The organism is Microcella alkalica (assembly GCF_014595885.1).
Taxonomy (GTDB): Bacteria; Actinomycetota; Actinomycetes; order Actinomycetales; family Microbacteriaceae; genus Microcella; species Microcella alkaliphila_B.
The window spans coordinates 345,183-369,128 of the sequence record NZ_JABUKC010000001.1 but is presented as its reverse complement, the minus strand read 5'-3'; the positions used below and the strand labels follow the sequence as shown (position 1 = coordinate 369,128).

Below are 23,946 nucleotides of genomic sequence, written 5' to 3'. Positions count from 1 at the left end.
GCGCTCTCGTGCGCGATGCATGAGCAGCTGAGCCAGTGGTGGGAGGGCGTCTCCCTCCGATCCAAGATCACCGGGGTGACGGTGCTCATCGTCACCGTCGGCCTCATCGTCGTCGGCATGGGCACTCTGTCGGTGCTGCAGCAGACGCTCGTCGGCGAGGTCGACCGGCAGTTGCGCGCCGCCGCGAGCGAGCTGCCGCAGGCGCCCGACCCGCTGTCGATCGACGACTTCGACGACTTCGACGACCTCACCGGCTCGGTGTTCTCGAGCCCCTTCTACTTCGGCGCCGTCGACCTCGACGGCGACACGCTCGTCGACAACGTCGACCCCTCGCAGGCCGACCAGGCGCCCGACGTCGGCAGCCTCACACTCGCGCGCGTCGAGGGCCGCTACGGCGAGGGCATCACGGTCGCGAGCATCGACCGCACCGCGCAGTGGCGGCTCGCGCCCTTCTCGCTGACCCTGCGCGACGAGGCCGGCGACGAGACGATGCGGGCCACGCTCGTCATCGGCGCGAACCTCGCCGAATCGAACAGCGTCATCGGCTCGTTCGCCTCGATCTTCCTCGGCTTCGGCCTCGTCGCGATCATCGTCAGCGCCGCCCTCACGCGCCTGCTCGTGACCTCGACGCTGCGGCCGCTGCGCGACGTCGAGGCCACCGCCGCGCGGTTCGCCGGCGGCGACTTCAGCCAGCGCCTCGGCGGCGCGACCCCCAACACCGAGGTCGGCCGCCTCAGCCGCTCGCTCAACACGATGCTCTCGCGCATCGACCGCGCCTTCGCCGACCGCGCCGCCACGATCGACCAGATGCGCCGCTTCGTCGGCGACGCGAGCCACGAGCTGCGCACGCCGCTCGTGTCGCTGCGCGGCTACGCCGAGCTCTACCGCATGGGCGCCATCCAGAAGCCGGAGGACGTCGCCCAGGCCATGGAGCGCATCGAGAAGGAGGCGATCCGCATGGGCGCGCTCGTCTCCGACCTGCTCGCCCTCGCCCGCCTCGACGAGTCCAAGCCGCTCGAAGCCGGCCCCGTCGACCTCGTCCCGCTCGCGCGCGACGCGGCCCTCGACGCGATGGCGGGCGCCCCCGACCGCGAGGTGACGGTCGCGGTCGACGACGCCACGGCATCCGTCGACCCTTCGCCGGATGCCGCGCCCGAGCCGCCCGTCGCCGCCGAGCCGCCCACCACGTCGTCGCTGAGCACCGCCGCCATCGCCGCGATCGCCCGCCTGCGCGGGCGGCGGGGCCGCGCGGCCGCTCCCGCGGCCGAGCCCGTGCTCGAGCTCGCGGTGCCCGAGCTGCCCGCCGCCGAGGCCGTCGTGCTCGGCGACGAGGACAAGATCCGGCAGGTCGTCACCAACCTCGTCGGCAACGCCATGCGCTTCACGCCCGCCGGCTCGCCCATCGAGCTCGTCGTCGGCGTCGACCGGGCACGCGGCATGGGCACGATCTCGGTCGTCGACCACGGCGAGGGCATCCCGGCGGCGCTCAAGGAGAAGATCTTCCAGCGGTTCTTCCGCGCCGACAGCTCGCGCACGCGCGACACCGGCGGCTCGGGGCTCGGCCTCGCGATCGTCGCCTCGATCGTCGCGCAGCACGGCGGGCGCGTCGACGTCCTCGACACCCCCGGCGGCGGGGCGACGTTCCAGGTGTCGCTGCCGCTCCTCCCCAGCGGCGCGCGCACGGCGCCCTCCTCCGCGCCGGCCGCGAGTGGCGGCTCGGCGGCATCCGCCTCCTAACCTGCTCGCGACGTCGGGGGCAGGCCCCGGCGCATCCAGTGCAGGAGGCACCCATGACCAGGTTCCAGGTCGACAGCGACGCCATCATCAGCGCCACGAGCGCCGCCCGCGCCTCGATCGGGCGACTGCAGGCCGAGGTGGCGTCGCTCAGCGGCCAGCTCGGCGCCCTGCAGGGCTCGTGGCAGGGATCGGCGTCGACGGCGTTCCAGGGGCTCGTCGGCGAGTGGACGGCGACCCAGCAGCGCATCGAGCAGACCCTCGCAGCGCTCACCGAGGCGCTCGGCAGCGCGGGGCAGCACTACGCCGAGATCGAGCAGGCCAACGCGCGGCTGTTCTCGCGGTAGCCGCGGGGCGGCACCGCGCAGCGCGATCGTCGCGGCGCGGCACCGCGCAGCGCGGCCATCGCCCCGCAGCGCCGCCGCTGCACCTCGAGCTCGCGGGCGCGCGACCCGACGACGCGCCCCGCGAGTGCGGAACGGGGCGGCTCCCCGAAGGGAACCGCCCCGTTCTCGTGTCTCGTGAGAGGGCTCGGACTAGAAGTCCATGCCACCCGAGGGGTCGGCCATCGCGGGCGCGGCCTTCTCGGGCTTGTCGGCGACGACGGCCTCGGTCGTGAGGAAGAGGCCGGCGATCGACGCGGCGTTGAGCAGCGCCGAGCGGGTCACCTTGACCGGGTCGGCGATGCCAGCGCCGAGCATGTCGACGTACTCGCCGGTGGCCGCGTTGAGACCGTGGCCGACCTCGAGGTGACGCACCTTGTCGACGACGACACCGGGCTCGAGACCGGCGTTGAGCGCGATCTGCTTGAGCGGGGCGTCGATGGCGACCTTGACGATGTTGGCGCCGGTGGCCTCGTCACCGGTCAGGCCGGTGAGGGCCTCCGAGTCGAAGGCGAGCTTGCCGGCCTGGATGAGGGCGACGCCACCACCGGCGACGATGCCCTCCTCGACGGCGGCCTTCGCGTTGCGCACCGCGTCCTCGATGCGGTGCTTGCGCTCCTTGAGCTCGACCTCGGTCGCGGCACCCGCCTTGATGACGGCGACGCCGCCGGCGAGCTTGGCGAGGCGCTCCTGCAGCTTCTCGCGGTCGTAGTCCGAGTCGGTGTTCTCGATCTCGGCGCGGATCTGCTTCACGCGACCGGCGATCGCGTCGGCGTCACCGGCGCCCTCGACGATCGTGGTCTCGTCCTTCGTGATGACGACCTTGCGGGCGCGGCCGAGCAGGTCGAGGGTCGCGTTCTCGAGCTTGAGGCCGACCTCCTCGCTGATGACCTGGCCGCCGGTGAGGATGGCGATGTCCTGCAGCATGGCCTTGCGGCGGTCGCCGAAGCCGGGGGCCTTGACGGCGACCGACTTGAAGATGCCGCGGATCTTGTTGACGACGAGCGTCGCGAGGGCCTCGCCCTCGACGTCCTCCGCGATGATGAGCAGCTGCTTGCCGCTCTGGATCACCTTGTCGACGACGGGCAGCAGATCCTTGATGGCCGAGATCTTCCCGTTGACGATGAGGATGTACGGGTCTTCGAAGACCGCCTCCTGGCGCTCCGGGTCGGTGACGAAGTACGCCGACAGGTAGCCCTTGTCGAAGCGCATGCCCTCGGTGAGCTCGAGCTCGGTGCCGAAGGTGTTCGACTCCTCGACGGTGACGACGCCCTCCTTGCCGACCTTGTCGATGGCCTCGGCGATGAGAGCGCCGATCTCCGGGTCGGCGGCCGAGATGCTCGCGGTCGCGGCGATCTCGTCCTTGGTCTCGACCTCCTTGGCGCTCGCGAGCAGCTGCTCCGAGACGGCGGCGACGGCCTTCTCGATGCCGCGCTTGAGGCTGATCGGGTCGGCACCGGCCGCGACGTTGCGCAGGCCCTCGCGCACGAGCGCCTGGGCGAGGACGACCGAGGTGGTCGTGCCGTCACCGGCGACGTCGTCGGTCTTCTTGGCGACCTCCTTGACCAGCTCGGCGCCGATCTTCTCGTACGGGTCGTCGAGCTCGATCTCCTTCGCGATCGAGACGCCGTCGTTGGTGATCGTGGGGGCGCCCCACTTCTTCTCGAGCACGACGTTGCGACCACGGGGGCCGAGCGTGACCTTGACGGCGTCAGCCAGCGTGTTGAGGCCGCGCTCGAGGCCGCGACGGGCCTCCTCGTTGAAAGCGATGATCTTAGCCATGTGTGTCTTTCGTCCCTCCCGGACGCAGTACGTACGGTAGCTTCTGGCACTCGCAGAACCGGAGTGCTAACAGCGATTCTGGCACTCTCGCAGAGCGAGTGCAAGCCGACGAGGGGCGGCCGGATGCCCGGCGCGACCGTCGCGGGAGGATCAGCCGATCGACACCGAGCCGGCGTTCGGCACGAGCTCGACCCACGTGTTGCCCGGCGCCAGCCGGATGGGGAGCCCGTCGGCGGTCACGATACGGATCGGGGCCGTCGGATCGGCCTTGCTCCACGTGCCCTGCAGCGCCTTCCCGCCCGTCAGCACCCAGGCCTCCCCCGAGCCGATCATCTTCGTCGTCGGGATCTGCTGGATGGTCCCCACGGGCACGCGCAGGATCACGAGGTTCACGGCCGACAGTCGCGCCCCGCTCGCCGCCATGTCCGGCGCTCCGCCGGTCATCGACCGCAGCCACGTTCCCGACGCGGCGTCCCACGCCCAGGAGGGCGAGGCGAGCGAGCCGAAGACCATCGAGGCCCCGGCGACGGGACTCCCCTCGACCGCAGCGGTCGCCTGCGCCGCGCTCGCCGCGTAGGGGAAGAGCTGCTGCGGCTTCGCGAGACCGCCGTGCATGCCGATGAGCTCGGGCGCCTTGACGATGACGTTGTGCGGGGCGGGCGCGTTGCTGCCGCGGTACATGACCGAGTTCGTGTCGCTCTGGCCGTGGATGGCGTTGTACACCTCCGTCGCGCGCATCATGTCGACGAAGCGCTGCTGCCCGCCGGAGTAGGCGACGATGCCGCCGAGCGGCGAGATGATGTCCGGGTCCATCGGGCGGATGGAGCGGATCGGCCCGATCTCCGCGGGAACGTCCGAGTGCCAGACGGCGACGTACCGCGTGAGGCCGCCCTCGACGAGCTCCTCGAACACGATGTCAGTGCGATCGAGCCCGATCTGCGGCCGAGCTGCCGGGTGGTTGTCGATCTTCGCGGCAAGCGAGGGGATGCCCAGCGCGCCGACCTCGACGGGCTCGCCGGTGAGCGGCGCGAGGTCGAAGGGCGCCGGCTCCTCGTAGGTCGGCGTGAAGGGCGGCTCGGGCTCGGGAGCCGCCGAGGTCGCCACGGGCGAGGGCTCGGCCGTGCATCCGGCCACGATCGCGACGGCCGCCCCCAGGGCGAGGGCGGCGGCGAATCGGCGGGAGCGCGGGCGGATCATGGTCGAACGATAACCCGGCACGAGCGTCCGCTCGGGGTGGCGTCGGGGCGTGCCGCGATCAGGCGGGGCGCACGCTCTCGGCCTGCGGGCCCTTGGTGCCCTCGCCGACCTCGAAGGTCACCTCCTGACCCTCTTCGAGCACCTTGAAGCCGGGCATGTCGATCGAGGAGTAGTGCACGAAGACGTCGTTGCCGCCCCCCTCGAGCGTGATGAAGCCGAAGCCCTTCTCGGCGTTGAACCATTTGACGGTGCCGGTTGCCATGGTGACTCCTCGCTGTGCTGGCGAGCGCGATGCTAGCCCGGCGTCCGGGCCGCGCACCAGAGGTTACGACCGCGCGTGCCGGAATCGTTACGGCGCCGACTCACGCTCGTAACAGAGCCCGTCGGCCGACGACTCACCCCGCGGCGTCGGCTCCGACCACGATCGTCACAGGAGCACCAGGGAAGGCGTCCGAGAGCTCGATCTCGCCGAGACCGAGCAGCTCGACCATGCCGAGCGCGATGCCCTCGTCGGCGGGGTTCGAGTAGTAGACGGTCGTCACCTCGATGTCGTCGGCCGCGGCGTTCGTCACCGCACCCACCGGCCAGCCCGCCGCCGTCAGCACGTCGGCGCTCTGCTGACCGAGACCCGCGACGCTGGCGCCGTTGAGCACCGTGATCGTGAAGCCCTCCGGCAGCTGCACCGTCGTCGGGTCGGTCACGGGCGTGACCTCGGGCGTCGGCGACGCCGACGGGCTCTCGGCCACCGGCGGCGGCGTGCCGAGGTCGAGCCCGTTCTCGATCGCCGACAGGGCCAGTAGTCCTACGCCGACGAGCACGCCCGTCGCGAGGGCGCACCAGGCGAGCACGCGCCAGCCCCGACCGCGCGGCGCCGGTGCGCGGTGCGCGCCGACGCGCCCCAGCTCGGCGGGCACCGCGTCGAAGCGATCGCTCGGGAACTCGGACATGCGGTCGGGTGCCTCCGGGGCGGGATGGGCGAAGCGGAGCGGGCGGGGCGCCTCAGGCGGCGCCGGCGCCGGGTCGGCGCGTGCGGCGCAGCTCGGCGCGGGCGGTGCGCACCTCGCGCAGGCGACCGACGAGCACCGGGTCGTAGCGGAGGGCGGCCTCCTCGTCGAGGAGCGCGTTCAGCACCTGATAGTACCGGGCGGGGCTCCAGTCGAACTCGCGCCGGATCCTGGCCTCCTTGCGGCCCGTCGCGCTGCCCCACCAGCGGCGCTCGAACTCGAGCACCCGCTCGAGGTCGGTCGCGTCGAGGGCCATGACCGCATGGTAGGCGCGGTTGCGCGCACCGCCCGGCCTGACGCGCGGGCGCGGCCTCAGCCGACCCAGCGCTCGATGCGGTCGCCGTGGGGGCTGACGACGGCGAGGGGATGCCCGTCGCGGCTGAGCAGGAAGTCGTCGTCGTCGCCGGGCAGCGCCGCGTCCGCCCGCTCGCCCACCGCGCGCAGCACGCGGCGGCCGTCGAGCGAGAGCCAGACCCCCGGCAGCGCCGACACCGCCGCAGCGAAGCGCTCACGCTCGGCGGGCGGCAGGTAGACGAGCACGGCGGGGCTCCACACGACGAGCGTCGCCTCGGCAGGAGCGTGCGCGGCGAGGGCCGCGACGCCCTCGACCGCATCGCCCGCGACGAGGTGCGGCGGATGCTCGCGCGCGATGCCGATCGCCGCGTCGAGCTGCGCGGCCCGCGCCCGCTCCTCGGGCCAGATGAGCGTGCGCAGCCAGCGCTCGTCATCGGCGCGATCGAGGCGCAGGGGGCTGCGGTCGAGACCGGCGCGCCAGACGATGTCGGGCATCCGCCGGGGCAGCGGCACGCCGTCGCCGAGCTCGCAGCGCAGGAGGAGCTCGGCGGGCCCCTCGACCGGGTCGAGGCGCGCCTCGCCCTGCGGCCCTGCGAAGACGTGGCTGTAGCGGTCGACGAGCAGCCCGAGCCCCGCCGAGGCGCCGACCTCGAGCAGCGCGATCGGGCCCACGACGTGCTGCAGCGCGGCGAGCAGCGGGCCGGTGCGGCGCGGGTCGTTCGTCTGGGTCGCGCGGGAGCGCGCGACGGCCGCCACCGCGTCCCACTCCCCCTCGAGCCACGTGCGCACGTCGCCGCGCGGGCTCAGGCCGGTGAACCGCGCGGCGGTGAGCACGAGCACGGGCTGGCGGTCGGCGACCGGCAGGGTGTCGATGAGGGCGATGAGCTCGTCGTCGTCGGCGATCGCCTGCGACCAGGCGGCGTAGATCGGCGAGCGCCCCGCCGCCTCGCGCGCGAACCGGCGGTACCTCTCGGCGGTGCTCACGCTCGCATCCTGGCAGAGAGCCCGGGTCCGCGGGGAAGAACCCCGGCGTGCGTCGTGTTGAATGGAGAGGACGTATCGCCCCACGAGGCGAGTGAGGAGGGTCGCATGACCGACCAGCAGACCGACCAGCAGACCGGCAAGTACGCCGTCGAGAAGACCGAGCAGGAATGGCTCGAGGAGCTCGGGGAGGAGCGCTACCAGGTGCTGCGCCAGGCCGGCACCGAGCGCGCCTGGACGGGCGAGCTGCTCGACGAGAGCCGCGCCGGCATCTACACGTGCGGCGCGTGCGGGGCCGAGCTGTTCCAGGCCGGCACGAAGTTCGACTCGGGCTGCGGCTGGCCGAGCTTCTACGAGTCGGTGCGCCCCGAGGCGGTCGAGTTGCTCGAAGACACCTCGCTCGGCATGGTGCGCACCGAGGTGCGCTGCGCGAACTGCGGCTCGCACCTCGGCCACGTGTTCCCCGACGGCTTCGGCACGCCCACCGGCGACCGCTACTGCATGAACTCGCTCGCGCTGAACTTCGAGGCGGCCGACGAGAGCTGAGTCGCCGCGAGCGAGCGCTCGACGACTAGGACGAAGGGCCCCGGCGGAATCACCGCCGGGGCCCTTCGCATCCCCCGCTCACGACAGCGGGAGACGGATCAGACGGTCAGCCGCGCCTCGACGCGGTAGCCGGCGCCGCGGTGCTCCGGCGGCAGTCGGTCGCCGCGCCCGTGCAGCTTCTGCCGCAGCGTGCCCTGCTCGTAGGCCTCGGGGTACACGCCGCGCTCGCGCAGCACCGGGATCACGTGCTCGACGATGTCGGCGAATGTGCCCGGCGTGATCGCGTAGGCGAGGTTGAAGCCGTCGACGTCGGTCTCGGCGACCCACTCCTGCAGCTGGTCGGCGATCTGCTCGCCCGAGCCGACGATGAGCGGGCCGAGGCCGCCGATCGCGCCGTGGCGCCCGATGTCGCCGACCGTGAACTGCTGACCGTGCTCGGCGGCGGCGGCGAAGTTCGACACGACGGACTGGATCGCGTTGCTGCGCACATTGCCCACCGGCTCGTCCAGGGCGTACTGCGAGAGGTCGATGCCCATCCAGCCCGACATGAACACGAGCGCGCCCTCGGGGTTCGCGTACTGCAGGTAGTCGGCGTACTTCGCCTGCGCCTTCTCGGGGGTCGAGTCGGTGATGATCGTCAGCAGCGTGTAGATGCGCGCGGCGTACCGGTCGCGGCCGGCCGCCTCGAGCGCGTCGCGGATGCGCTGCACCGTGCCGCGCAGCACCTCCTTCGTCGGTGCGGCCACGAAGATCGCCTCGGCGTTGCCGGCCGCGAACGCGATGCCGCGAGGGCTCGCGCCCGCCTGGTAGATGACGGGGGTGCGCTGCGGGCTGGGCTCCGAGATGTGGATGCCCGGCACCGTGAAGTGGCGGCCCGAGTGGCCGATCTCGTGCACTTTGCTCGGGTCGGTGTAGACGCCCGCCTCGCGGTCGCGCACGACGGCGTCGTCCTCCCACGAGCCCTCCCACAGCTTGTAGAGCACCTCGAGGTACTCGTCGGCGTGGTCGTAGCGGTCGTCGTGCTCGAGCTGGTCGTCGTGACCCATGTTGCGGGCGGCGCTCGGCAGGTAGCCGGTGACGACGTTCCAGCCGACGCGGCCGTTGGTGAGGTGGTCGAGCGTCGTGATGCGCCGCGCAAAGGGGTACGGGTGCTCGTAGGCGGTGCCAGCGGTGATGCCGAAGCCGAGGTGCTCGGTCGCGGCCGCCATCGCCGAGACGAGCAGGATGGGGTCGTTCACCGGCACCTGCGCGCCGTGCCGGATCGCCGCCTCGTTCGAGCCGCCGTAGACGTCGTAGGTGCCGAGCACGTCGGCGATGAAGATGCCGTCGAAGGTGCCGCGCTCGAGCAGCTGGGCGAGCTCCGTCCAGTAGCCGAGCTCCTTGTAGCGGTGCGACTGATCGTGGGGGTGGCGCCACAGGCCGGACGACTGATGCGCGACGCAGTTCATGTCGAAGGCGTTGAAGCGGATGCGGCGCGCCGTCGTCGAGGGATCGTTCTGTGCTGACATGCGAGCCATCGTCGCGGCGGCGCGCGCTCCCCGCGACGGCGGCCGTCACGCTCGGTCACGGCGCGTCACATCATGACGCGCGGCTACGCCGTGTGACGCCGGGCGACCTCGCATGACGACGGGCCTGGCCGGGCATCCGCGCCCGACCTACCGTGCTGGGCATGCCAGCCGCCACCCTCGACCGTCCGCTCTCCGTCGTCGGAGTCTCGGGCAGCACGCACGCCCCCTCGAAGACCACCGCGCTCGTCAGCAGCATCCTCGATGTCGTCGCGCGCGACCGCGCCGACGTCGCCACGCACCTCGTCGAGGTCGACCGCATCGGGCCGGGCCTGGCCGGCACGGTGCGTCGCGACGCGCTGCCGGCGTCGGTGCAGCTCGAGCTGGAGCGCATCGAGTCGGCCGATCTGCTGGTGGTCGCGAGCCCCGTCTACCGCGCCTCCTACACCGGTCTGTTCAAGCACTTGTTCGACTTCGTCGAGCAGTACGCGCTCGTCGGCACGCCCGTGCTCCTCGCCGCGACGGGCGGCAGCGAGCGGCATGGGCTCATGATCGAGCACCAGCTGCGGCCGCTGTTCTCGTTCTTCCAGTCGCTGACCCTGCCGAACGGCGTCTACGCCTCCGACGCCGACTTCACCGACTACCGCATCACGAGCGACGAGCTGCAGCAGCGCATCGAGACCGCCGTCGCGAGGGCCCTGCCCGTCGTGGCGCGCGTCGCGCCAGAGGTGCGGTCGGCGTTCTTCTAGTCGGGGGCGCGGCCGGAGCTGCCGGGGCTGGCGCTCGCGGAACGCGCCGCGCGCAGGGCCGCGCGGGCGCGCCACGGCTGCGCGGCGATCGCGACGCCGCCGAGGGTGAGGCCCACGGCGAGCGCCGTCCACCCCGTCGTCGGCACGCCGATCGGGATCACGAGGTCGAACACGAGCGCGCCGAGCAGCTGCCCGGCGACGAGGCACAGCCCCAGCAGCAGCACGCCGATGCGGGCGACCGTCACGACCTGGATCGCGATGAAGGCCGCGCCGAGCAGCCCGCCGAGGTAGAGGGCCGGGTTCGACGGCAGCTGCTCGGGCAGCCCCACGAGGAGCAGGTGCACGGCCGTCGCGACGGCAAGCGCGCTCGTGCCGACGACGAAGTTCACCGTCGTCGCCGCGGCGGCCGAGCGGGTCGCGGTGCGCACGCGACCGTTGAGGGCCTGCTGCGTGCCGATGCCGAGGCCCGCCACGAGCGGCAGCAGCAGGGCGAGCACCGGGATGCTCCCACCCAGCTCCGGCGCGACCGCGACGACCACCGCCGCGACGGTCAGCGACGCTCCGACGACGCGGGCGATCGTCACGGGCTTGCGCGGTGCGCCCGCGAACCCGATCGCGTCGAGCACGAGTCCCATGATGGTCTGGCCCGTGACGGTCGCCACGGTGTAGACGGCGACCCCGAGGATGCCCGCCACGAGGCCCTGGCCGAGCACCAGCACGGCTCCGCCGAGCCCGCCGAGGAGCATCCACCAGCGCAGCTCGCCGGTGCGCAGCTGCTGCGGCACGCGGCGCAGGCCCAAGCGCCCGCTCGGCAGCGCGAGGGCCGTCGCCACGACGAGCACGAGCCCGATGGTGAACGACAGCAGGGCTGCGGTGAAGCCGTCGTCGAGCACCTGCCCGAGCTCGCCGTTGACGCGGTGCTGCGAGGCCACGCCGACGCCGGCGACGATCGTCGCCCCGATCGCGCCCGCGGTGAGCAGGTGCGGGTGCCGCGTGCTGCCGTCAGTCATTGTCGAGATCCTCCCCCGCGAGCGCGCGCGCCGCGAGGCTCTCCTCCCCGGCGAGCCGCCAGACGTCGAGGGCCGCCCGGCCGTTGAGGGCGATGACGAGGGCGCCCAGCACGATGTCGGGCCAGCCCGTGCCGACGGCGAGCGTCACGAGCGCCATCGCGATGACCGCGACGTTGATGATGACGTCGTTGCGCGCCGCGAGCCACGCCGCGCGCCCCATCGCGCCCGCCTCGGCGCGGATGCGGGCGAGCAGCAGTGCGGCGGTCAGATTGACGGCGGCGGCACCGGCGGCGGTGAGCACGAGCGGCAGCACGGCAGGTGCCTCCGGCTCGCCGACCTTCAGCACGAGCTGCACGACGACCGCGATCGCCGGCACGAGGATGACGAGCGCCAGCAGTCGGCCGACGCGAGCGCGCGCGGCGAGCGACCAGCCGAGCGCGAGGGCGATGAGCAGGTTGACCGCCGTGTCCTCCAGGAAGTCGACGCTGTCAGCCAGCAGCGACACGGAGCGGATCGCAACGGCGACGCTCGCCTCGACGGCGAAGTAGCCGAGGTTGAGCCCGGCGACGAACAGCGCGGTGCGGCGCAGGGCCGCGGCGGGGATCGTCGTCATCGGAGCCTTCCGCGCTCGGGCGCGGCCCTCGACGGTCGACGTTGCGCGGGGAGAGGGAGTGGGGCCGCCTGTGGGAATCGAACCCACGACCTATTCATTACGAGTGAATCGCTCTGCCGACTGAGCTAAGGCGGCGTGCTCGGCTTGCACCGTGACACGGCTATGAAGTCTAGCCCATCGCCGGGGGCGCGATGTCACCGTGGGCGGCCCTCGATCAGCCGGCGCAGACCGGGTCGGCGGCGGGCACCGCACCCGTCAGCAGGTAGTCGTCGACGAGGTCGTTGATGCACGGGTCGCCCTCGTCGTAGGCGATGTGCCCCTCGCCGTCGTAGGTCAGCAGCACGCCGCTCTCGAGCTGATCGGCGAGCGCCTCGGCCCACACGTACGGGGTCGCCGGGTCGCCGGTCGTGCCGATGACGAGGATGGGCGCCGCCCCCTCGCCGCGCACGGGCGCGAGCTCTCCCTCGAACTCGTGGGGCCAGCTCTGGCAGACCACGTCGCCGAGCGGGCTCGGCTCGCTCGTGACGGGCGCCGCCTCGGCGATCTGCTCGTTCTGCTCGATGATCGTCTGCGGGTCGCGCTCGACCGGATAGTCGAGGCAGTTGATGGCGATGAAGGCCTCGAGCGAGTTGTCGACGTACTCGCCGTTCTCGCGGCCGTAGTAGAAGTCGGCGAGCAGGAACCCGGTCTCGACGACGCCCGAGCGCAGCTCGGTGAACATCTGACTCAGGAACTCCCACGACCCCTCGTCGTAGAGCGCCGTCGCGATCGCGATGTCGAGCACGCTGTCGCTGAACAGGCGGCCGTCCTCCGCGGGGATCGGCTCGTCGGCGAGCCGCTGGTAGAGCTGCTCGACGAGCGCGAGCGCCGCCTCGACGTCGGCCGGGAAAGGGCAGGTCGCAGCGGCCGTGCACTCGGTGAGGTAGGTCGTGAGCGCGGCCTCGAAGCCGATCGACTGCGCGAGCACGACCTCGAACTGGGTCGTCGTCGGGTCGGTCGCGCCGTCGAGCACGAGTCGGCCCACGCGCTCGGGGAAGCGGTCGGCGTAGCGGGCGCCGATCTCGGTGCCGTAGGAGTAGCCGAAGTAGTGCAGCGCCTCGTCGCCGACGACGGCGCGCAGCATGTCGAGGTCGCGCACCGTCGAGTCGGTGTCGACGTGCTCGAGCAGAGGCCCGCTGTTCTCGACGCACGCGTCGACGAAGCGCTCGGCGCTCGCGGTGAGCTCGTCGACCCACGCGGGCGAGCCGTACTCGGCCTCGGGCACGCCGTAGATGAACTCGTCCATGTCGGCCGGGTCGGTGTAGCAGGTGACGGCGGATGACCGGCCGACGCCGCGCGGATCCCACCCGATCACGTCGAAGCCCTCGCGCAGTCGCTCGCTCACGGCGAAGTCGATGCTGTCGCGCACGAAGTCGAAGCCCGAGGCGCCCGGGCCGCCAGGGTTCACGAACAGGGAGCCCTGCTTCTGCTCGGTCGCCCGGTACCGCACGAGCGCGAGCTCGACGTCATCGCCCTCGCCCGGCTGCTCCCAGTCCAGCGGAGCGATCGCCGTGGCGCACTGCGCGCCGCCGCCGCAGTCGTTCCAGACCAGCACCTGCCGGTAGTACGGCTCGAGCGCGGCGTCGACCTCCTCGCTCGTCGGCGTGGAGCGATCCTGCCCCGTGAGGTCGGCGAGCCACGCGGGCACGCAGCCGGAGAGCGCGAGCACCCCGATGAGCACCATCGCGGTGGCGGCACGGCGGAGGCGGGCGGCCGGACGGCTCGCGGGAGAGAGCGTGGAGGCGGGCGCGGTCACGCGGGCGAGCCTAACGCCGCGCGACCGCTGGCCGTGATGAGCATCGCCTCGATCGCCAGCAGCGGGGGCGTGTTGCCCTCGACGCGGCGGCGAGCCTGCGCGATGGCGTCGAGGGCGGCGAGCGACTGCTCGGCCGAGCCGCGACGCGCCGCCTCCTCGAGGCGAGCGCGCATCGACTCGTTGACGAGCTCGAGGTCAGCGCCGAGCTGCAGCAGCAGCACGTCGCGGTGCAGCGAGAGCAGGTCGACGAGCACGCGATCCACGCCGTCGCGCACCGATCGGGTGGCGCGCCGCTTCTGGTCCTCCTCGAGGGCCTTGAGGCTGCCGCGCAGGGCGGGCGGCACGGTGCCGCCCGGCTCGATGCCGAGCGAGCGCAGCGCCGCCTCGCGCTCGAGCGCCTCGCGCTCGGCGGTGAACGCCTTCGCGTCGTCGGTCGCGAGGGCGACGAGCTGCTCGGCGGCGAGCACGGCGCCGCTCACGCTCTGCACCCCGAGGGCGAGCTCGAGGGTGCGGCGGCGTCGCTCGCGCGCCTCGGCGTCGGTCGCGAGCCGGTGCGCCATGCCGATGTGGCTCTGCGCCTCGCGAGCGGCCTGCTCGGCGAGAGTCGGCTCGACGCCGTCGCGCCGCGTGAGCAGGTCGGCGACCTCGGTCACGCTCGGCACCCGCAGGCGCACCGCGCGCACGCGCGAGCGGATGGTCGGGATGAGGTCGGCGGCGCTCGGCGCGCACAGGATCCACACCGTGCGCGGCGGGGGCTCCTCGAGCGCCTTGAGCAGCACGTTCGAGGTGCGCTCGCTCATGCGATCCGCATCCTCCACGATGATGACGCGATACGGCGCGACGCTCGGCGAGTACTGGCTCTGCGCGACGAGCTGGCGCACCTCGTCGATCGTGATGACGACGCGGTCGGTCGCGAGCACCGCCAGGTCGGGGTGGGTGCGCGCCGCGACCTGCGCGGCGACGGCGTCGCGGGCGGTCGCGCCGGCACCCGTGGTCGGGTCACCGCCGGGCGCATCCGCCGACGCCGGAGGCGTGAGCAGCTCGGCGGCGAACGCGAAGGCGAGGTTCGAGCGGCCCGACCCGGGCGGGCCCGTCACGAGCCAGCCGTGCGTCATCGCCGCCGGATCGGAGGCGGCCTCGCGCAGCAGGGCGATCGCGGCCTCCTGCCCGGTGAGGTCGCTCCAGCCGGTCATGCGGTCAGCGTAGCGATGAGCGCCGACACCCGGTCGCGGATGCGCTGCTGCAGCTCGTCGACCGGCAGGGCCGCGTCGAGCACGAGGAAGCGCTCCGGCTCGGCGGCCGCGAGCTCCAGGTAGGCCGCGCGCACCCGCTCGTGGAAGACCGCGGCCTCCGCCTCGAGCCGGTCGTAGCGGGTGCGGCTCGCGTCGAGCCGCTCGCGCCCGAGCGCGGGGTCGAGGTCGAGCAGCACCGTCAGGTGCGGCAGCAGCCCCTCGGTCGCCCAGAGCGACAGCTCGCGCACCTCGGCCATCGACAGCACGCGCCCCGCGCCCTGGTACGCGACGGAGGAGTCGAGGTAGCGATCCTGGATGACGACCTCGCCGCGGGCGAGGGCGGGCCGCACGACAGTGGCGATGTTGTGCGCGCGATCGGCGGCGTAGAGCAGGGCCTCGGCGCGAGGTGCCATGTACCCACGGCGGTGCAGGATGATCTCGCGCAGCTCGAGGCCGAGCTCGGTGCCGCCGGGCTCACGCGCGTGCACGACCGTCTCGCCGCGGGCGACGAGCCACTCGGTCAGCAGCGCCGACTGGGTCGACTTGCCGGAGCCGTCGCCGCCCTCGAGCGTGAGAAAGAGGCCGGTCACGCTGCGGCTACTTCTTCTTCGCGGCCGTCGAGCGCTTCGCGGGAGCCTTCTTCGCGGCGGTGCGCTTCGCGGGCTTCTTCGCCGGGCCCTTGGCGCGCTTGTCGGCGAGCAGCTGCACGGCGCGCTCGAAGTCGACCGCCTCGACGTCCTCCCCGCGCGGGATCGTCGCGTTCGTCTCGCCGTCGGTCACGTACGGCCCGAAGCGGCCGTCCTTCACCTTGATCGGCTTGCCGCTGACGGGGTCGGCGTCGAACTCCTTGAGCGCACTGGAGGCACGGCGGGCGCCGTACTTGGGCTCGGCGAACTTCGCCAGGGCCCCGGCGAGGTCGATCTCGAAGATCTGGTCCTCCCCGTCGAGCGAGCGCGTGTCGGTGCCCTTCTTCAGGTACGGGCCGTAGCGCCCGTTCTGCGCGGTGATGGGCTCGCCCGACTCCGGGTCGTCGCCGACGACGCGCGGCAGGTCGAGCAGCTTCAGCGCCGTCTCGAGGTCGATCGTCGCCGGGTCCATGCTCTTGAACAGGGATGCCGTGCGCGGCTTCTCGGCCGCCGCCTTCTTCTTCGCCGGCGCCTTCTTCGCGCCCGGCTCGGCCACTTCGCCCGTGGCGGGGTCGGCGGCGACCTCCGGCTCGGGCTCCGGCTCGACCTCGGTGACGTAAGGGCCGAAGCGGCCGTCCTTCGCGACGACGAGCTTGCCCGTCGCGGGGTTCACGCCGAGTTCGCGATCGCCCGTGACGGGAGCGTCGACGAGCTCGCGGGCCTTCGCCGGGGTCAGCTCGTCGGGCGCGAGCTCGGCGGGCAGGTTCACCCGCCGCGGGGTCTCCGCGCCCGGCTCGACGACCTCCAGGTAGGGGCCGTACTTGCCGATGCGCAGGGTGATGTCGTCGGTGATCGGCATGGAATTGAGCGCACGGGCGTCGATGTCGCCGAGGTTGTCGACGACGGGGCGCAGGCCCGGCTGGTGGTCGTCGCCGAAGTAGAAGCTCCTGAGCCACTCGGTGCGGTCCGCCTCGCCGCCGGCGATGCGGTCGAGATCCGACTCCATCTCGGCGGTGAAGTCGTACTCGACGAGGTCGCCGAAGTGCTCCTCCAGCAGCCGCACGACGCTGAAGGCGATCCAGTTCGGCACGAGCGCGGTGCCGCGCGGGGTGACGTAGCCGCGGTCGACGATCGTGGAGATGATCGCCGCGTAGGTCGACGGGCGGCCGATGCCGCGCTCCTCGAGCGCCTTCACGAGGCTGGCCTCGGTGTAGCGCGGCGGCGGGCTCGTCTCGTGGCCCTTCGCCTCGACCTCCTCCACGCCGAGCGACTGCCCCTCGCTGAGCGGGGGCAGCTTCGACTCCGTGGCGTCGGCGCTGGAGTCTGCCTCGCGCTCCTCGTCGCGGCCCTCCTCGTAGGCGGCGAGGAAGCCGCGGAAAGTGATGACCGTGCCGCTCGCCGCGAACTCAGCGACGACGCCCGGCTGGGCGGGGGCGGCGAGCGGGGCCGACTGGAGCGTGACCGAGGCGGTCTGGCCCCGGGCATCCGCCATCTGGCTCGCGATCGTCCGCTTCCAGATCAGGTCGTAGAGCTTCCAGTCGTTGCCGCGCAGCGTTCCCTCGAGGGCGCTCGGCGTGCGGAAGGTGTCGCCGGCGGGGCGGATCGCCTCGTGGGCCTCCTGCGCGTTCTTCGACTTGCTCGCGTAGGTGCGGGGCTTCTCGGGCACCGTGTCGGCGCCGTACAGCGCGGCGGCCTGCGCGCGGGCGGCGCTGATCGCCTGCTGCGACAGCGACGAGGAGTCGGTGCGCATGTAGGTGATGTAGCCGTTCTCGTAGAGCGACTGCGCCACCGACATCGTCTGCCGGGCGGTGAAGCGCAGCTTGCGCGCGGCCTCCTGCTGCAGGGTCGAGGTCGTGAACGGCGCGGCGGGGCGGCGCGTGTAGGGCTTCGACTCGACCTTCGTGACCGTCACCGCCAGCCCGGGCGCGCGGAGCGCCTCGGCGAGCGCCGTCGCCGCGGCCTCATCGAGCGCGATCGTGTCGGCCGCCTTGAGCGCGCCGCGGTCATCGAAGTCGCGACCGCTCGCGACCTTCCGACCGTCCAGACGGGTGAGGCGCGCACCGAAGGCCGCGCCGCCGTCGGCGGGCAGGAGGGTGGTGTCGAGATCCCAGTACTGGGCCGACACGAACGCGAGCCGCTCGCGCTCGCGGTCAACCACGAGTCGAGTCGCTGCCGATTGCACGCGGCCGGCGCTCAGGCCGGGGCCGACCTTGCGCCACAGCACGGGGCTCACCTCGTAGCCGTAGAGGCGGTCGAGGATGCGGCGGGTCTCCTGCGCGTCGACGAGTGCCGTGTCGAGCTCGCGCGTCGCCTCGGTCGCCCGGGCGATTGCCTCCGGGGTGATCTCGTGGAAGACCATGCGCTTGACGGGCACGCTCGGCTTGAGCACCTGCAGCAGGTGCCAGGCGATGGCCTCTCCCTCGCGGTCCTCATCGGTCGCGAGGTAGAGCTCGTCGGCCTGCTTGAGCGCCCGCTTGAGGTCGGCGATGACGCGCTTCTTCTCGTCGGAGACCACGTAGTAGGGCTCGAAGCCGTTGTCCACGTCGATGGAGAACTTGCCCAGCGGCCCCTTCTTCAGCTCGGCCGGCAGGTTCTTCGGCTCGATGAGGTCGCGCACGTGCCCGACCGAGGCCTGCACCTCGTAGCCCTCGCCCAGGTACTTGCCGATCGTCTTCGCCTTGGCGGGCGACTCGACGATGACCAGCTTCTTCGTGCTCGGCACGGTACTCCTCGATCTCGGGGGCGTCCGGGGGGATGACTCCGCACCCCGGCGGTCGCCGCGGCTCGCACGCCGCGGTCAGGCACACCATACACAGTCCGTGCAGGACGCCGCCCGACGGCGGACCCCTCATGTTCGCGGCGCTCCCGCTCGGGCGGATCGCTGCAGCGGCAGCCCGAGAGCCGCACCGGACACCGTCACGACGACCGTCGCGCCCTCGATGGAGCACGCCGTCAGGGGCGCCCCGTTGGCGCGAGCGACGCGCGTCGCGGCGTCGCACGGCTGCTCTGAGACCCACCCGAGCATCGCGTCTCCGCCGGCGAGGGCCGCCGCGTCGGCGACGCCCGCGAGCCGTTGCGACTCGGCGAGCGCCGTCGCTGCGGCGACTCCGGTGACCCCCAGGCTCGCGGTCGTCACGAGCGCACTCACCACGAGGACGGCGCCCGCCATCAGGCGGTCCTCACCTCGAGAGCGCGGACGGGGCTCTCGGTCGCCGACGGAGCGAGGGCGCAGGAGCGCGCCGACAGCGGGATGGGCATGCCGAGCACCGTCGGCGTGACGTTGACGACAGCGCAGACCAGGTCACCCGAGCGGGAGATCGTCAGGCTCGCGCCCGGCGCGGCACTCGCGACGTGGCCTCGGGCCCGTTCGACGGGGTCGCCCCGGGCGACGAGCCGGGCGGCGTCCGCGGCGGCGTCGTGCGCTCGCCCGAGCGCCACGGCGGCACCGATGCCCCCGAGGCACGCCACGAGCACGACGACCACGGTGGGCAGCGCGACGGCGACCTCCGCCGACACGGCGCCGCGGTCGCGGGCCGAGCGCCGGCGACGGTCGCCACCGCGCGGCGCAGACGCTCGTCCCACCGCTCAGCCCCCGACGGTGAGGGCGGTGCGCACGAGACCGGTGAGGATGCCGCGCACCTCCTCGCTGCGGAGGATGACCACGAGGAGGCTGGCGAAGCCGACCGCGGCCATCGTCGCGATCGCGTACTCGGCGGTGGCCGCGCCCGTGTCATCCGCGAGGACGGAGCGCGAGGATCCCTGCCCCGCCGTGATGGCGGCTTGGAGCGTCGCGCGCTGCCGGTGCGGGGGGAGCAGCCCCGACGTCGGCGACGGCGCCGCGGCACGGAAGGACGAGGAGAAGGTCGGGCGGTGACGTGCCATGACGGGCACCTTTCGGTCGGGCGACGCCTCGCGTCGCGGTCGGGGCACGAACCGGCTCGAGTCTGCAGCGGCGCGCCGGGCGTCGGGGCGCGATCCGGCCGAACGGAGCAGCTCAGAGCCCGAGCGTCGCTGTGGAGGAGAGGAGCCCGATGAGCATCGGCACGACCCCCAGCAGCAGAAAGGAAGGGAGCACGCAGGCTCCGAGGGGCAGCATGAGCCGCACGGCGAGCACCTCCGCGGTGCGCCGAGCCTCGGCGCGAGCCCGACCACGGAGCTCACTCGCCTCGGCGCGCGCGAGAGCGCCGAGCGGAGCGCCGGAGCGCCGGGAGAGCACGACCAGCTCCGCGGTGAGGTCGGCGCCCGCCTCCGCGGAGACCGCGTGCTCGAGCGCGACGGCGTCGAGGGCGCGCCGCACGAGACGCCGCGCCGCCTCCGGCGAGCCCCCACCGGAAGCCGCGACGGCGAGCAGGTCCAGGTCGAGCCCCGTCGAGGAGGAGGGAGGAGCCGCCGCGCGCAGCAGGCGGGTGATCCACCACCGCGCAGCGACGACGAGCAGCAGCCCCAGCACAACGCTCGCGATCGCGAGGGGCTGCTGCAGGGTGGTGAGCAGGTCGACCCCCATCAGCAGCGCCAGCACGACGGCCACGAGGGGAAGCAGGAGCACGACGCGCGCCGTGGCCCGTGGGCCGGCGAGCGCGACGACGACGTCGCGCTCGGCCGCTGCCCGATCGCGCAGCGCTGTCGCGTAGGCGGCGAGCGCCGGCGCCAGCGGCGCCCCGCTCTCCGCCGCGACCGCCCACGCCGCGGCGAGGGCCCGCCACGGCTCACCTGCGTCGCGGGCGACCTCCGGCAGCGCCGACGACAGCGGCTGGGCGGCGTCGAGTCGAGCGACGAGGGCGTCGAGCCGAGCATCCGCCGGCTGCGCCGCCCCCGCCACGTGGCGCCAGGCGGACGCCGGGGCCACGCCGGCCGCGACGAGCACAGACAGGCGATGGACGTGGCGGGCGAGCGCGTCGGCCTCGGCGGTCACGGATGCGCCGCCTCGGGTTCGGCGCCGCCCTCGGCCTGCGCCGGCGCGCGCCAGGGGGCGATCGCGAGCCGCTCCCGATCGTCGAGCACGAAGCGCCCGAGCGCCGCCGATCGCTCCCCCGAGCGGTCGCGCGCCAGGTGCACGACGAGATCGATCCCGCTCCTCGCCTGACGGGCGAGCGCGGGCGGGTCGAGCCCCGCGATCATGCCGATCGCCTCGAGCCGGCTCGGCACGTCGGCGAGCGAGTTCGCGTGCAGCGTGCCCGCCCCTCCGCGGTGGCCGGTGTTGAGCGCGGCGAGGAACTCGCGGATCTCGGCGCCCCGGCACTCGCCGACCACGAGACGGTCGGGCCGCATGCGCAGGGCCTCGCGGACGAGCCTGGCCAGGTCGACCTCGCCCGCGCCCTCGAGATTGGCCTGGCGGCACTCGAGCCCGACGACGTGCGGGTGGTCGATCCGAGCCTCGGCGACGTCTTCAATGACAACGATGCGCTCTCGCGCGGAGGCCGCCGACAGCCACGCGGAGAGCATCGTGGTCTTGCCCGATCCGGTCGCGCCCGTGAAGAGCACCGTGCGCCGCTGCAGCAGCGCGTCGCGCAGCGCGGCCACGACCTGCGGCGCATGACCGGAGGTCTCGAGCGTGACCGGTCGGGATCGCGGCAGTCGCAGCGAGAGCGCCGGCCCCGCCCAGGCAATGGGCGGCAGGGCGGCGTGCACGCGCAGACCGTCGCCGATGCGGACGTCGGCGCACGGCGTCGCCTCGTCGATGTGCCGACCGCCGTGCTCGATGAGGCGCACCGCGAGCTCGCGAGCGCTCTCGGCGCTGAGACGCACGCCGTCGACCAACTCGGGCCCCTCCCCCGCGTCGCGCCAGACGTGACCGTCGCCCGTCACGAACACGTCGGTGACGAGCTCGTCGTCGACGGCGGCGGCGAGCGGCCCGAGCAGGGCGCGCAGCTCGGCGGGGAGCATCCGTGCCGCCGACGGCGAGGGCTCCGACGCCGATCGACGCGGGTCACGGGGCACGAAGTCGACGGCGCTCATGGCGCCAGGCTCGCGGACGGGCACCGCCCGCGGGAGGACACGGTCGTCCGCTCGGGAAACGAGGAACGGCCCCTCCGCTGGGGAGGAGCCGTTCGCACGTTGGGGGGCGGCGCCCAACTTGGGGGGACATGGACGCCGCCTCGGCGGCACGCGATTGGGGGGAATCGTGCTCGTGCCGCGCAAGTCAGTCTTGCTGCTGACGTCGTTCAGTTTACGTGAGGAGAGTTCCCCGTCAAGCGTTTAGGGGATGATTTTGTCCTCCGAAATGCCGACCCTCGCTCGGGGGCCGGAAAATCAAGGGCACCGAGTGCCGAGAACGGGCGGAGGAGGGGCCAGGAACGCGGTCGCGACGCGACCCGAGCATCCGACATCGCCGTCGAAGGGCGCGGATGCGCCCGCTCGTCGCCTCGACGCGCGCGTTCGTCGCACCCCGCCTCCGAGCCCTGGCACGGGCCGCGCGCGTGCATAGGATGACAGGCGACCACCTCACCGTTGCGGCAGTCCAGGCCTGTGACGCACATCGACCAAGGATGACGATGTCCACGACTTCGATCGACAGCCTCCTGCACGAGGAACGGCGCTTCGCGCCGGACCCGGCGTTCACCGCTCAGGCCGTGGCCGGCCCCGAGCTCTACGAGCAGGCCCGCGCCGACCGGCTCGGCTTCTGGGCCGAGCAGGCGCGCGCGCTGCACTGGCACCGCCCCTTCACCGAGACGCTCGACTGGTCGAACCCGCCCTTCGCGCGCTGGTTCCACGACGGCGAGCTCAACGTCGCCTACAACTGCCTCGACCGGCACGTCGAAGCCGGCAACGGCGACCGCGTCGCCCTGCACTGGGAGGGCGAGCCCGGCGACAGCCGCACTATCACCTACGCCGAGCTCACCGCGGAGGTCAAGCGTGCCGCCAACATGCTCGCGAACCTCGGCGTCGGGCAGGGCGATCGCGTGGCGATCTACCTGCCGATGATCCCCGAGGCGGTCGTGTCGATGCTCGCCGTCGCGCGCCTCGGCGCTATTCACTCGGTCGTCTTCGGCGGCTTCAGCGCCGAGAGCATCCGCGCCCGCGTCGAGGATGCCGATGCCAAGCTCGTCATCACCGCCGACGGCGGCTGGCGCAAGGGCCGGGTCTTCCCGCTCAAGAACGCCGTCGACGCAGCGCTGGCCGCCGCCGAGACGAGCGTCGAGCACGTCGTCGTCGTGCGCCGCGGCGAGAACGAGGTCGAGTGGGAGGAGGGCCGCGACCTCTGGTGGCACGACGCCATGGCGCAGGCCGAGCCCGAGCACGAGGCGCAGGGCTTCGAGGCCGAGAACCCGCTGTTCATCCTGTACACGAGCGGCACGACGGGGAAGCCCAAGGGCATCCTGCACACCAGTGGCGGCTACCTCACGCAGGCGTCGTTCACGCACCGGGTCGTCTTCGACCTCAAGCCCGAGACCGACGTGTACTGGTGCACCGCCGACGTCGGCTGGGTCACCGGCCACAGCTACATGGTCTACGGCCCGCTCGCCAACGGCGCGACCCAGGTCATGTACGAGGGCACCCCCGACACCCCGCACCCGGGGCGGTGGTGGGAGATCATCCAGAAGTACGGCGTGACCATCTTCTACACGGCGCCGACGGCCATCCGCTCGTTCATGAAGGCCGGCCGCGAGATCCCGCTCGCCTACGACCTGTCGAGCCTGCGCGTGCTCGGTTCGGTCGGTGAGCCCATCAACCCCGAGGCGTGGGTCTGGTACCGCGAGATCATCGGCGGGGGGACGACGCCCGTCGTCGACACGTGGTGGCAGACCGAGACCGGCGCGATCATGATCAGCGCGCTGCCGGGTGTCACGACGACGAAGCCGGGCTCGGCGCAGGTGCCCATGCCGGGCATCTCGATCGACGTGCTCGACGAGGACGGCACGCACGTTGGCAAGGAGGCGGGCGGCCTGCTCGTCGTCACCGAGCCGTGGCCGAGCATGCTGCGGGGCATCTGGGGCGACCCCGAGCGCTTCCAGGAGACCTACTGGTCGAAGTTCGGCGACAAGTACTTCGCCGGTGACGGCGCGCACCTCGACGCCGACGGCGACGTCTGGCTGCTCGGCCGCGTCGACGACGTCATGAACGTTTCCGGCCACCGGCTGTCGACCATGGAGATCGAGTCGGCGCTCGTGTCGCACCCCATCGTGGCCGAGGCCGCCGTCGTCGGCGCGAGCGACGAGACGACCGGTCAGGCCGTCGTGGCGTTCGTGATCCTGCGCTCGAAGAAGGCGAAGGACGTCTCGGCGACGGAGGCCAGCCAGCTGCTGCGCGCGCACGTCGCCGAGCAGATCGGCGCGATCGCCCGCCCCCGCGAGATCTTCGTCGTCGCCGAGCTGCCGAAGACGCGCTCCGGCAAGATCATGCGACGCCTGCTGCGGGATGTCGCCGAGGGTCGCGAGATCGGCGACACGACGACGCTCACCGACTCCACGGTCATCAACGTCATCACCGACACGGTGCGCTGAGACGATCGGCACGAGAACGGGGCCCCTTCGCGCGGGAGGGGCCCCGTTCTTGTG

Annotated in this window: 23 protein-coding genes and 1 tRNA gene; 5 read left to right on the top strand and 19 right to left on the bottom strand. The window is 72.9% G+C overall.

Annotation, left to right across the window (positions count from 1 at the left end; translation table 11 throughout):
* Nucleotides 1–15: 15 nt before the first annotated feature.
* Both ID804_RS01780 and ID804_RS01775 read left to right on the top strand, forming a co-directional pair.
* Complete coding sequence (locus ID804_RS01780) at nt 16–1,737, top strand: sensor histidine kinase (protein WP_169077241.1); 1,722 nt, start codon at nt 16–18, stop codon at nt 1,735–1,737.
* A 53-nt stretch (nt 1,738–1,790) separates the two neighbouring features.
* Nucleotides 1,791–2,081 carry a WXG100 family type VII secretion target gene (locus ID804_RS01775; RefSeq protein WP_169077240.1) on the top strand — a complete coding sequence of 97 codons (291 nt, stop codon included), beginning with the start codon at nt 1,791–1,793 and terminating at the stop codon, nt 2,079–2,081.
* A 189-nt stretch (nt 2,082–2,270) separates the two neighbouring features.
* Here the strand turns inward: ID804_RS01775 and groL are convergent, their stop codons facing one another.
* The 6 genes from groL to ID804_RS01745 all read right to left on the bottom strand — a co-directional run bounded on the left by groL (nt 2,271) and on the right by ID804_RS01745 (nt 7,378).
* Nucleotides 2,271–3,899, bottom strand: coding sequence for a chaperonin GroEL (gene groL, locus ID804_RS01770; protein ID WP_169077239.1), 1,629 nt, complete (start codon nt 3,897–3,899; stop codon nt 2,271–2,273).
* A gap of 150 nt (nt 3,900–4,049) precedes the next feature.
* Nucleotides 4,050–5,096, bottom strand: coding sequence for a DUF3048 domain-containing protein (locus ID804_RS01765; protein WP_169077238.1), 1,047 nt, complete (start codon nt 5,094–5,096; stop codon nt 4,050–4,052).
* Between the two features lie 58 nt (nt 5,097–5,154).
* A complete protein-coding gene (locus ID804_RS01760) occupies nt 5,155–5,358 on the bottom strand; it encodes a cold-shock protein (RefSeq protein ID WP_169077237.1) in 204 nt (67 codons plus the stop codon).
* Nucleotides 5,359–5,491: 133 nt separating this feature from the next.
* A complete protein-coding gene (locus ID804_RS01755; protein ID WP_169077236.1) occupies nt 5,492–6,043 on the bottom strand; it encodes a LytR C-terminal domain-containing protein in 552 nt (183 codons plus the stop codon).
* 52 nt (nt 6,044–6,095) lie between these two features.
* A complete protein-coding gene (locus ID804_RS01750; protein ID WP_169077235.1) occupies nt 6,096–6,356 on the bottom strand; it encodes a DUF3263 domain-containing protein in 261 nt (86 codons plus the stop codon).
* A 56-nt stretch (nt 6,357–6,412) separates the two neighbouring features.
* Nucleotides 6,413–7,378: a DUF2332 family protein gene (locus ID804_RS01745; RefSeq protein ID WP_169077234.1), complete on the bottom strand. Its 966-nt coding sequence runs from the start codon at nt 7,376–7,378 to the stop codon at nt 6,413–6,415.
* Nucleotides 7,379–7,483: 105 nt separating this feature from the next.
* Here ID804_RS01745 and msrB point away from each other — a divergent pair, with 105 nt between their 5' ends.
* Nucleotides 7,484–7,921 carry a peptide-methionine (R)-S-oxide reductase MsrB gene (msrB, locus tag ID804_RS01740; protein WP_169077233.1) on the top strand — a complete coding sequence of 146 codons (438 nt, stop codon included), beginning with the start codon at nt 7,484–7,486 and terminating at the stop codon, nt 7,919–7,921.
* 98 nt (nt 7,922–8,019) lie between these two features.
* On the opposite strand, the gene ID804_RS01735 is transcribed toward msrB, so the two are convergent.
* Nucleotides 8,020–9,429 (bottom strand): LLM class flavin-dependent oxidoreductase, encoded by a 1,410-nt coding sequence (locus ID804_RS01735; protein ID WP_188219136.1) that lies wholly within the window; start codon nt 9,427–9,429, stop codon nt 8,020–8,022.
* 161 nt (nt 9,430–9,590) lie between these two features.
* On the opposite strand from ID804_RS01735, the gene msuE reads away from it, so the two are divergent.
* The gene (msuE, locus tag ID804_RS01730) at nt 9,591–10,175 is read left to right on the top strand and encodes an FMN reductase (RefSeq protein WP_169077231.1); all 585 of its coding nucleotides are present in this window, start codon (nt 9,591–9,593) and stop codon (nt 10,173–10,175) included.
* Here msuE and ID804_RS01725 read toward each other — a convergent pair.
* From ID804_RS01725 to ID804_RS01670, 12 genes are all read right to left on the bottom strand, one after another.
* Complete coding sequence (locus ID804_RS01725; RefSeq protein ID WP_169077230.1) at nt 10,172–11,185, bottom strand: DMT family transporter; 1,014 nt, start codon at nt 11,183–11,185, stop codon at nt 10,172–10,174. The genes msuE and ID804_RS01725 overlap by 4 nt on opposite strands.
* Nucleotides 11,178–11,798, bottom strand: a complete 621-nt coding sequence (locus ID804_RS01720; protein WP_188219135.1) for a cation transporter — start codon at nt 11,796–11,798, stop codon at nt 11,178–11,180. The genes ID804_RS01725 and ID804_RS01720 overlap by 8 nt, the downstream gene beginning before the upstream one ends.
* Nucleotides 11,799–11,857: 59 nt before the next feature.
* Nucleotides 11,858–11,933 (bottom strand) — tRNA-Thr (locus ID804_RS01715).
* Nucleotides 11,934–12,012: 79 nt separating this feature from the next.
* Nucleotides 12,013–13,593, bottom strand: a complete 1,581-nt coding sequence (locus tag ID804_RS01710; protein ID WP_317451135.1) for an alpha/beta hydrolase — start codon at nt 13,591–13,593, stop codon at nt 12,013–12,015.
* Entirely contained in the window at nt 13,590–14,786 is a 1,197-nt protein-coding gene (locus ID804_RS01705; RefSeq protein ID WP_169077229.1) for a DNA polymerase III subunit delta', read from the bottom strand. Before ID804_RS01705 ends, ID804_RS01710 begins: the two co-directional genes overlap by 4 nt.
* Nucleotides 14,783–15,415, bottom strand: a complete 633-nt coding sequence (gene tmk, locus ID804_RS01700) for a dTMP kinase (protein ID WP_169077228.1) — start codon at nt 15,413–15,415, stop codon at nt 14,783–14,785. Before tmk ends, ID804_RS01705 begins: the two co-directional genes overlap by 4 nt.
* A gap of 7 nt (nt 15,416–15,422) precedes the next feature.
* Nucleotides 15,423–18,173: a type I DNA topoisomerase gene (gene topA / locus ID804_RS01695; protein ID WP_169077227.1), complete on the bottom strand. Its 2,751-nt coding sequence runs from the start codon at nt 18,171–18,173 to the stop codon at nt 15,423–15,425.
* 126 nt (nt 18,174–18,299) lie between these two features.
* Nucleotides 18,300–18,620: an Rv3654c family TadE-like protein gene (locus ID804_RS01690; RefSeq protein ID WP_169077226.1), complete on the bottom strand. Its 321-nt coding sequence runs from the start codon at nt 18,618–18,620 to the stop codon at nt 18,300–18,302.
* Nucleotides 18,620–18,967, bottom strand: coding sequence for a TadE family type IV pilus minor pilin (locus ID804_RS01685; RefSeq protein ID WP_317451134.1), 348 nt, complete (start codon nt 18,965–18,967; stop codon nt 18,620–18,622). Before ID804_RS01685 ends, ID804_RS01690 begins: the two co-directional genes overlap by 1 nt.
* Nucleotides 18,968–19,036: 69 nt before the next feature.
* Complete coding sequence (locus ID804_RS12395; RefSeq protein ID WP_317451170.1) at nt 19,037–19,225, bottom strand: DUF4244 domain-containing protein; 189 nt, start codon at nt 19,223–19,225, stop codon at nt 19,037–19,039.
* Between the two features lie 220 nt (nt 19,226–19,445).
* The gene (locus ID804_RS01675; RefSeq protein WP_169077223.1) at nt 19,446–20,363 is read right to left on the bottom strand and encodes a type II secretion system F family protein; all 918 of its coding nucleotides are present in this window, start codon (nt 20,361–20,363) and stop codon (nt 19,446–19,448) included.
* Nucleotides 20,360–21,406 carry a CpaF family protein gene (locus tag ID804_RS01670; RefSeq protein ID WP_223158884.1) on the bottom strand — a complete coding sequence of 349 codons (1,047 nt, stop codon included), beginning with the start codon at nt 21,404–21,406 and terminating at the stop codon, nt 20,360–20,362. The genes ID804_RS01675 and ID804_RS01670 overlap by 4 nt, the downstream gene beginning before the upstream one ends.
* Nucleotides 21,407–21,942: 536 nt before the next feature.
* Here ID804_RS01670 and acs point away from each other — a divergent pair.
* Nucleotides 21,943–23,892, top strand: coding sequence for an acetate--CoA ligase (gene acs / locus ID804_RS01665; RefSeq protein ID WP_169077222.1), 1,950 nt, complete (start codon nt 21,943–21,945; stop codon nt 23,890–23,892).
* Nucleotides 23,893–23,946 lie beyond the last annotated feature (54 nt).

What these genes read in the sequence shown, in the direction of transcription:
- ID804_RS01780 (WP_169077241.1), top strand. Translation starts at nt 16, where the DNA reads ATGCATGAGCAGCTGAGCCAGTGGTGGGAGGGCGTCTCCCTCCGATCC.
- ID804_RS01775 (WP_169077240.1), top strand. Translation starts at nt 1,791, where the DNA reads ATGACCAGGTTCCAGGTCGACAGCGACGCCATCATCAGCGCCACGAGC.
- groL (WP_169077239.1), bottom strand. Translation starts at nt 3,899, where the DNA reads ATGGCTAAGATCATCGCTTTCAACGAGGAGGCCCGTCGCGGCCTCGAG.
- ID804_RS01765 (WP_169077238.1), bottom strand. Translation starts at nt 5,096, where the DNA reads ATGATCCGCCCGCGCTCCCGCCGATTCGCCGCCGCCCTCGCCCTGGGG.
- ID804_RS01760 (WP_169077237.1), bottom strand. Translation starts at nt 5,358, where the DNA reads ATGGCAACCGGCACCGTCAAATGGTTCAACGCCGAGAAGGGCTTCGGC.
- ID804_RS01755 (WP_169077236.1), bottom strand. Translation starts at nt 6,043, where the DNA reads ATGTCCGAGTTCCCGAGCGATCGCTTCGACGCGGTGCCCGCCGAGCTG.
- ID804_RS01750 (WP_169077235.1), bottom strand. Translation starts at nt 6,356, where the DNA reads ATGGCCCTCGACGCGACCGACCTCGAGCGGGTGCTCGAGTTCGAGCGC.
- msrB (WP_169077233.1), top strand. Translation starts at nt 7,484, where the DNA reads ATGACCGACCAGCAGACCGACCAGCAGACCGGCAAGTACGCCGTCGAG.
- ID804_RS01735 (WP_188219136.1), bottom strand. Translation starts at nt 9,429, where the DNA reads ATGTCAGCACAGAACGATCCCTCGACGACGGCGCGCCGCATCCGCTTC.
- msuE (WP_169077231.1), top strand. Translation starts at nt 9,591, where the DNA reads ATGCCAGCCGCCACCCTCGACCGTCCGCTCTCCGTCGTCGGAGTCTCG.
- ID804_RS01725 (WP_169077230.1), bottom strand. Translation starts at nt 11,185, where the DNA reads ATGACTGACGGCAGCACGCGGCACCCGCACCTGCTCACCGCGGGCGCG.
- ID804_RS01720 (WP_188219135.1), bottom strand. Translation starts at nt 11,798, where the DNA reads ATGACGACGATCCCCGCCGCGGCCCTGCGCCGCACCGCGCTGTTCGTC.
- ID804_RS01705 (WP_169077229.1), bottom strand. Translation starts at nt 14,786, where the DNA reads ATGACCGGCTGGAGCGACCTCACCGGGCAGGAGGCCGCGATCGCCCTG.
- ID804_RS01690 (WP_169077226.1), bottom strand. Translation starts at nt 18,620, where the DNA reads ATGGCGGGCGCCGTCCTCGTGGTGAGTGCGCTCGTGACGACCGCGAGC.
- ID804_RS01670 (WP_223158884.1), bottom strand. Translation starts at nt 21,406, where the DNA reads ATGAGCGCCGTCGACTTCGTGCCCCGTGACCCGCGTCGATCGGCGTCG.
- acs (WP_169077222.1), top strand. Translation starts at nt 21,943, where the DNA reads ATGTCCACGACTTCGATCGACAGCCTCCTGCACGAGGAACGGCGCTTC.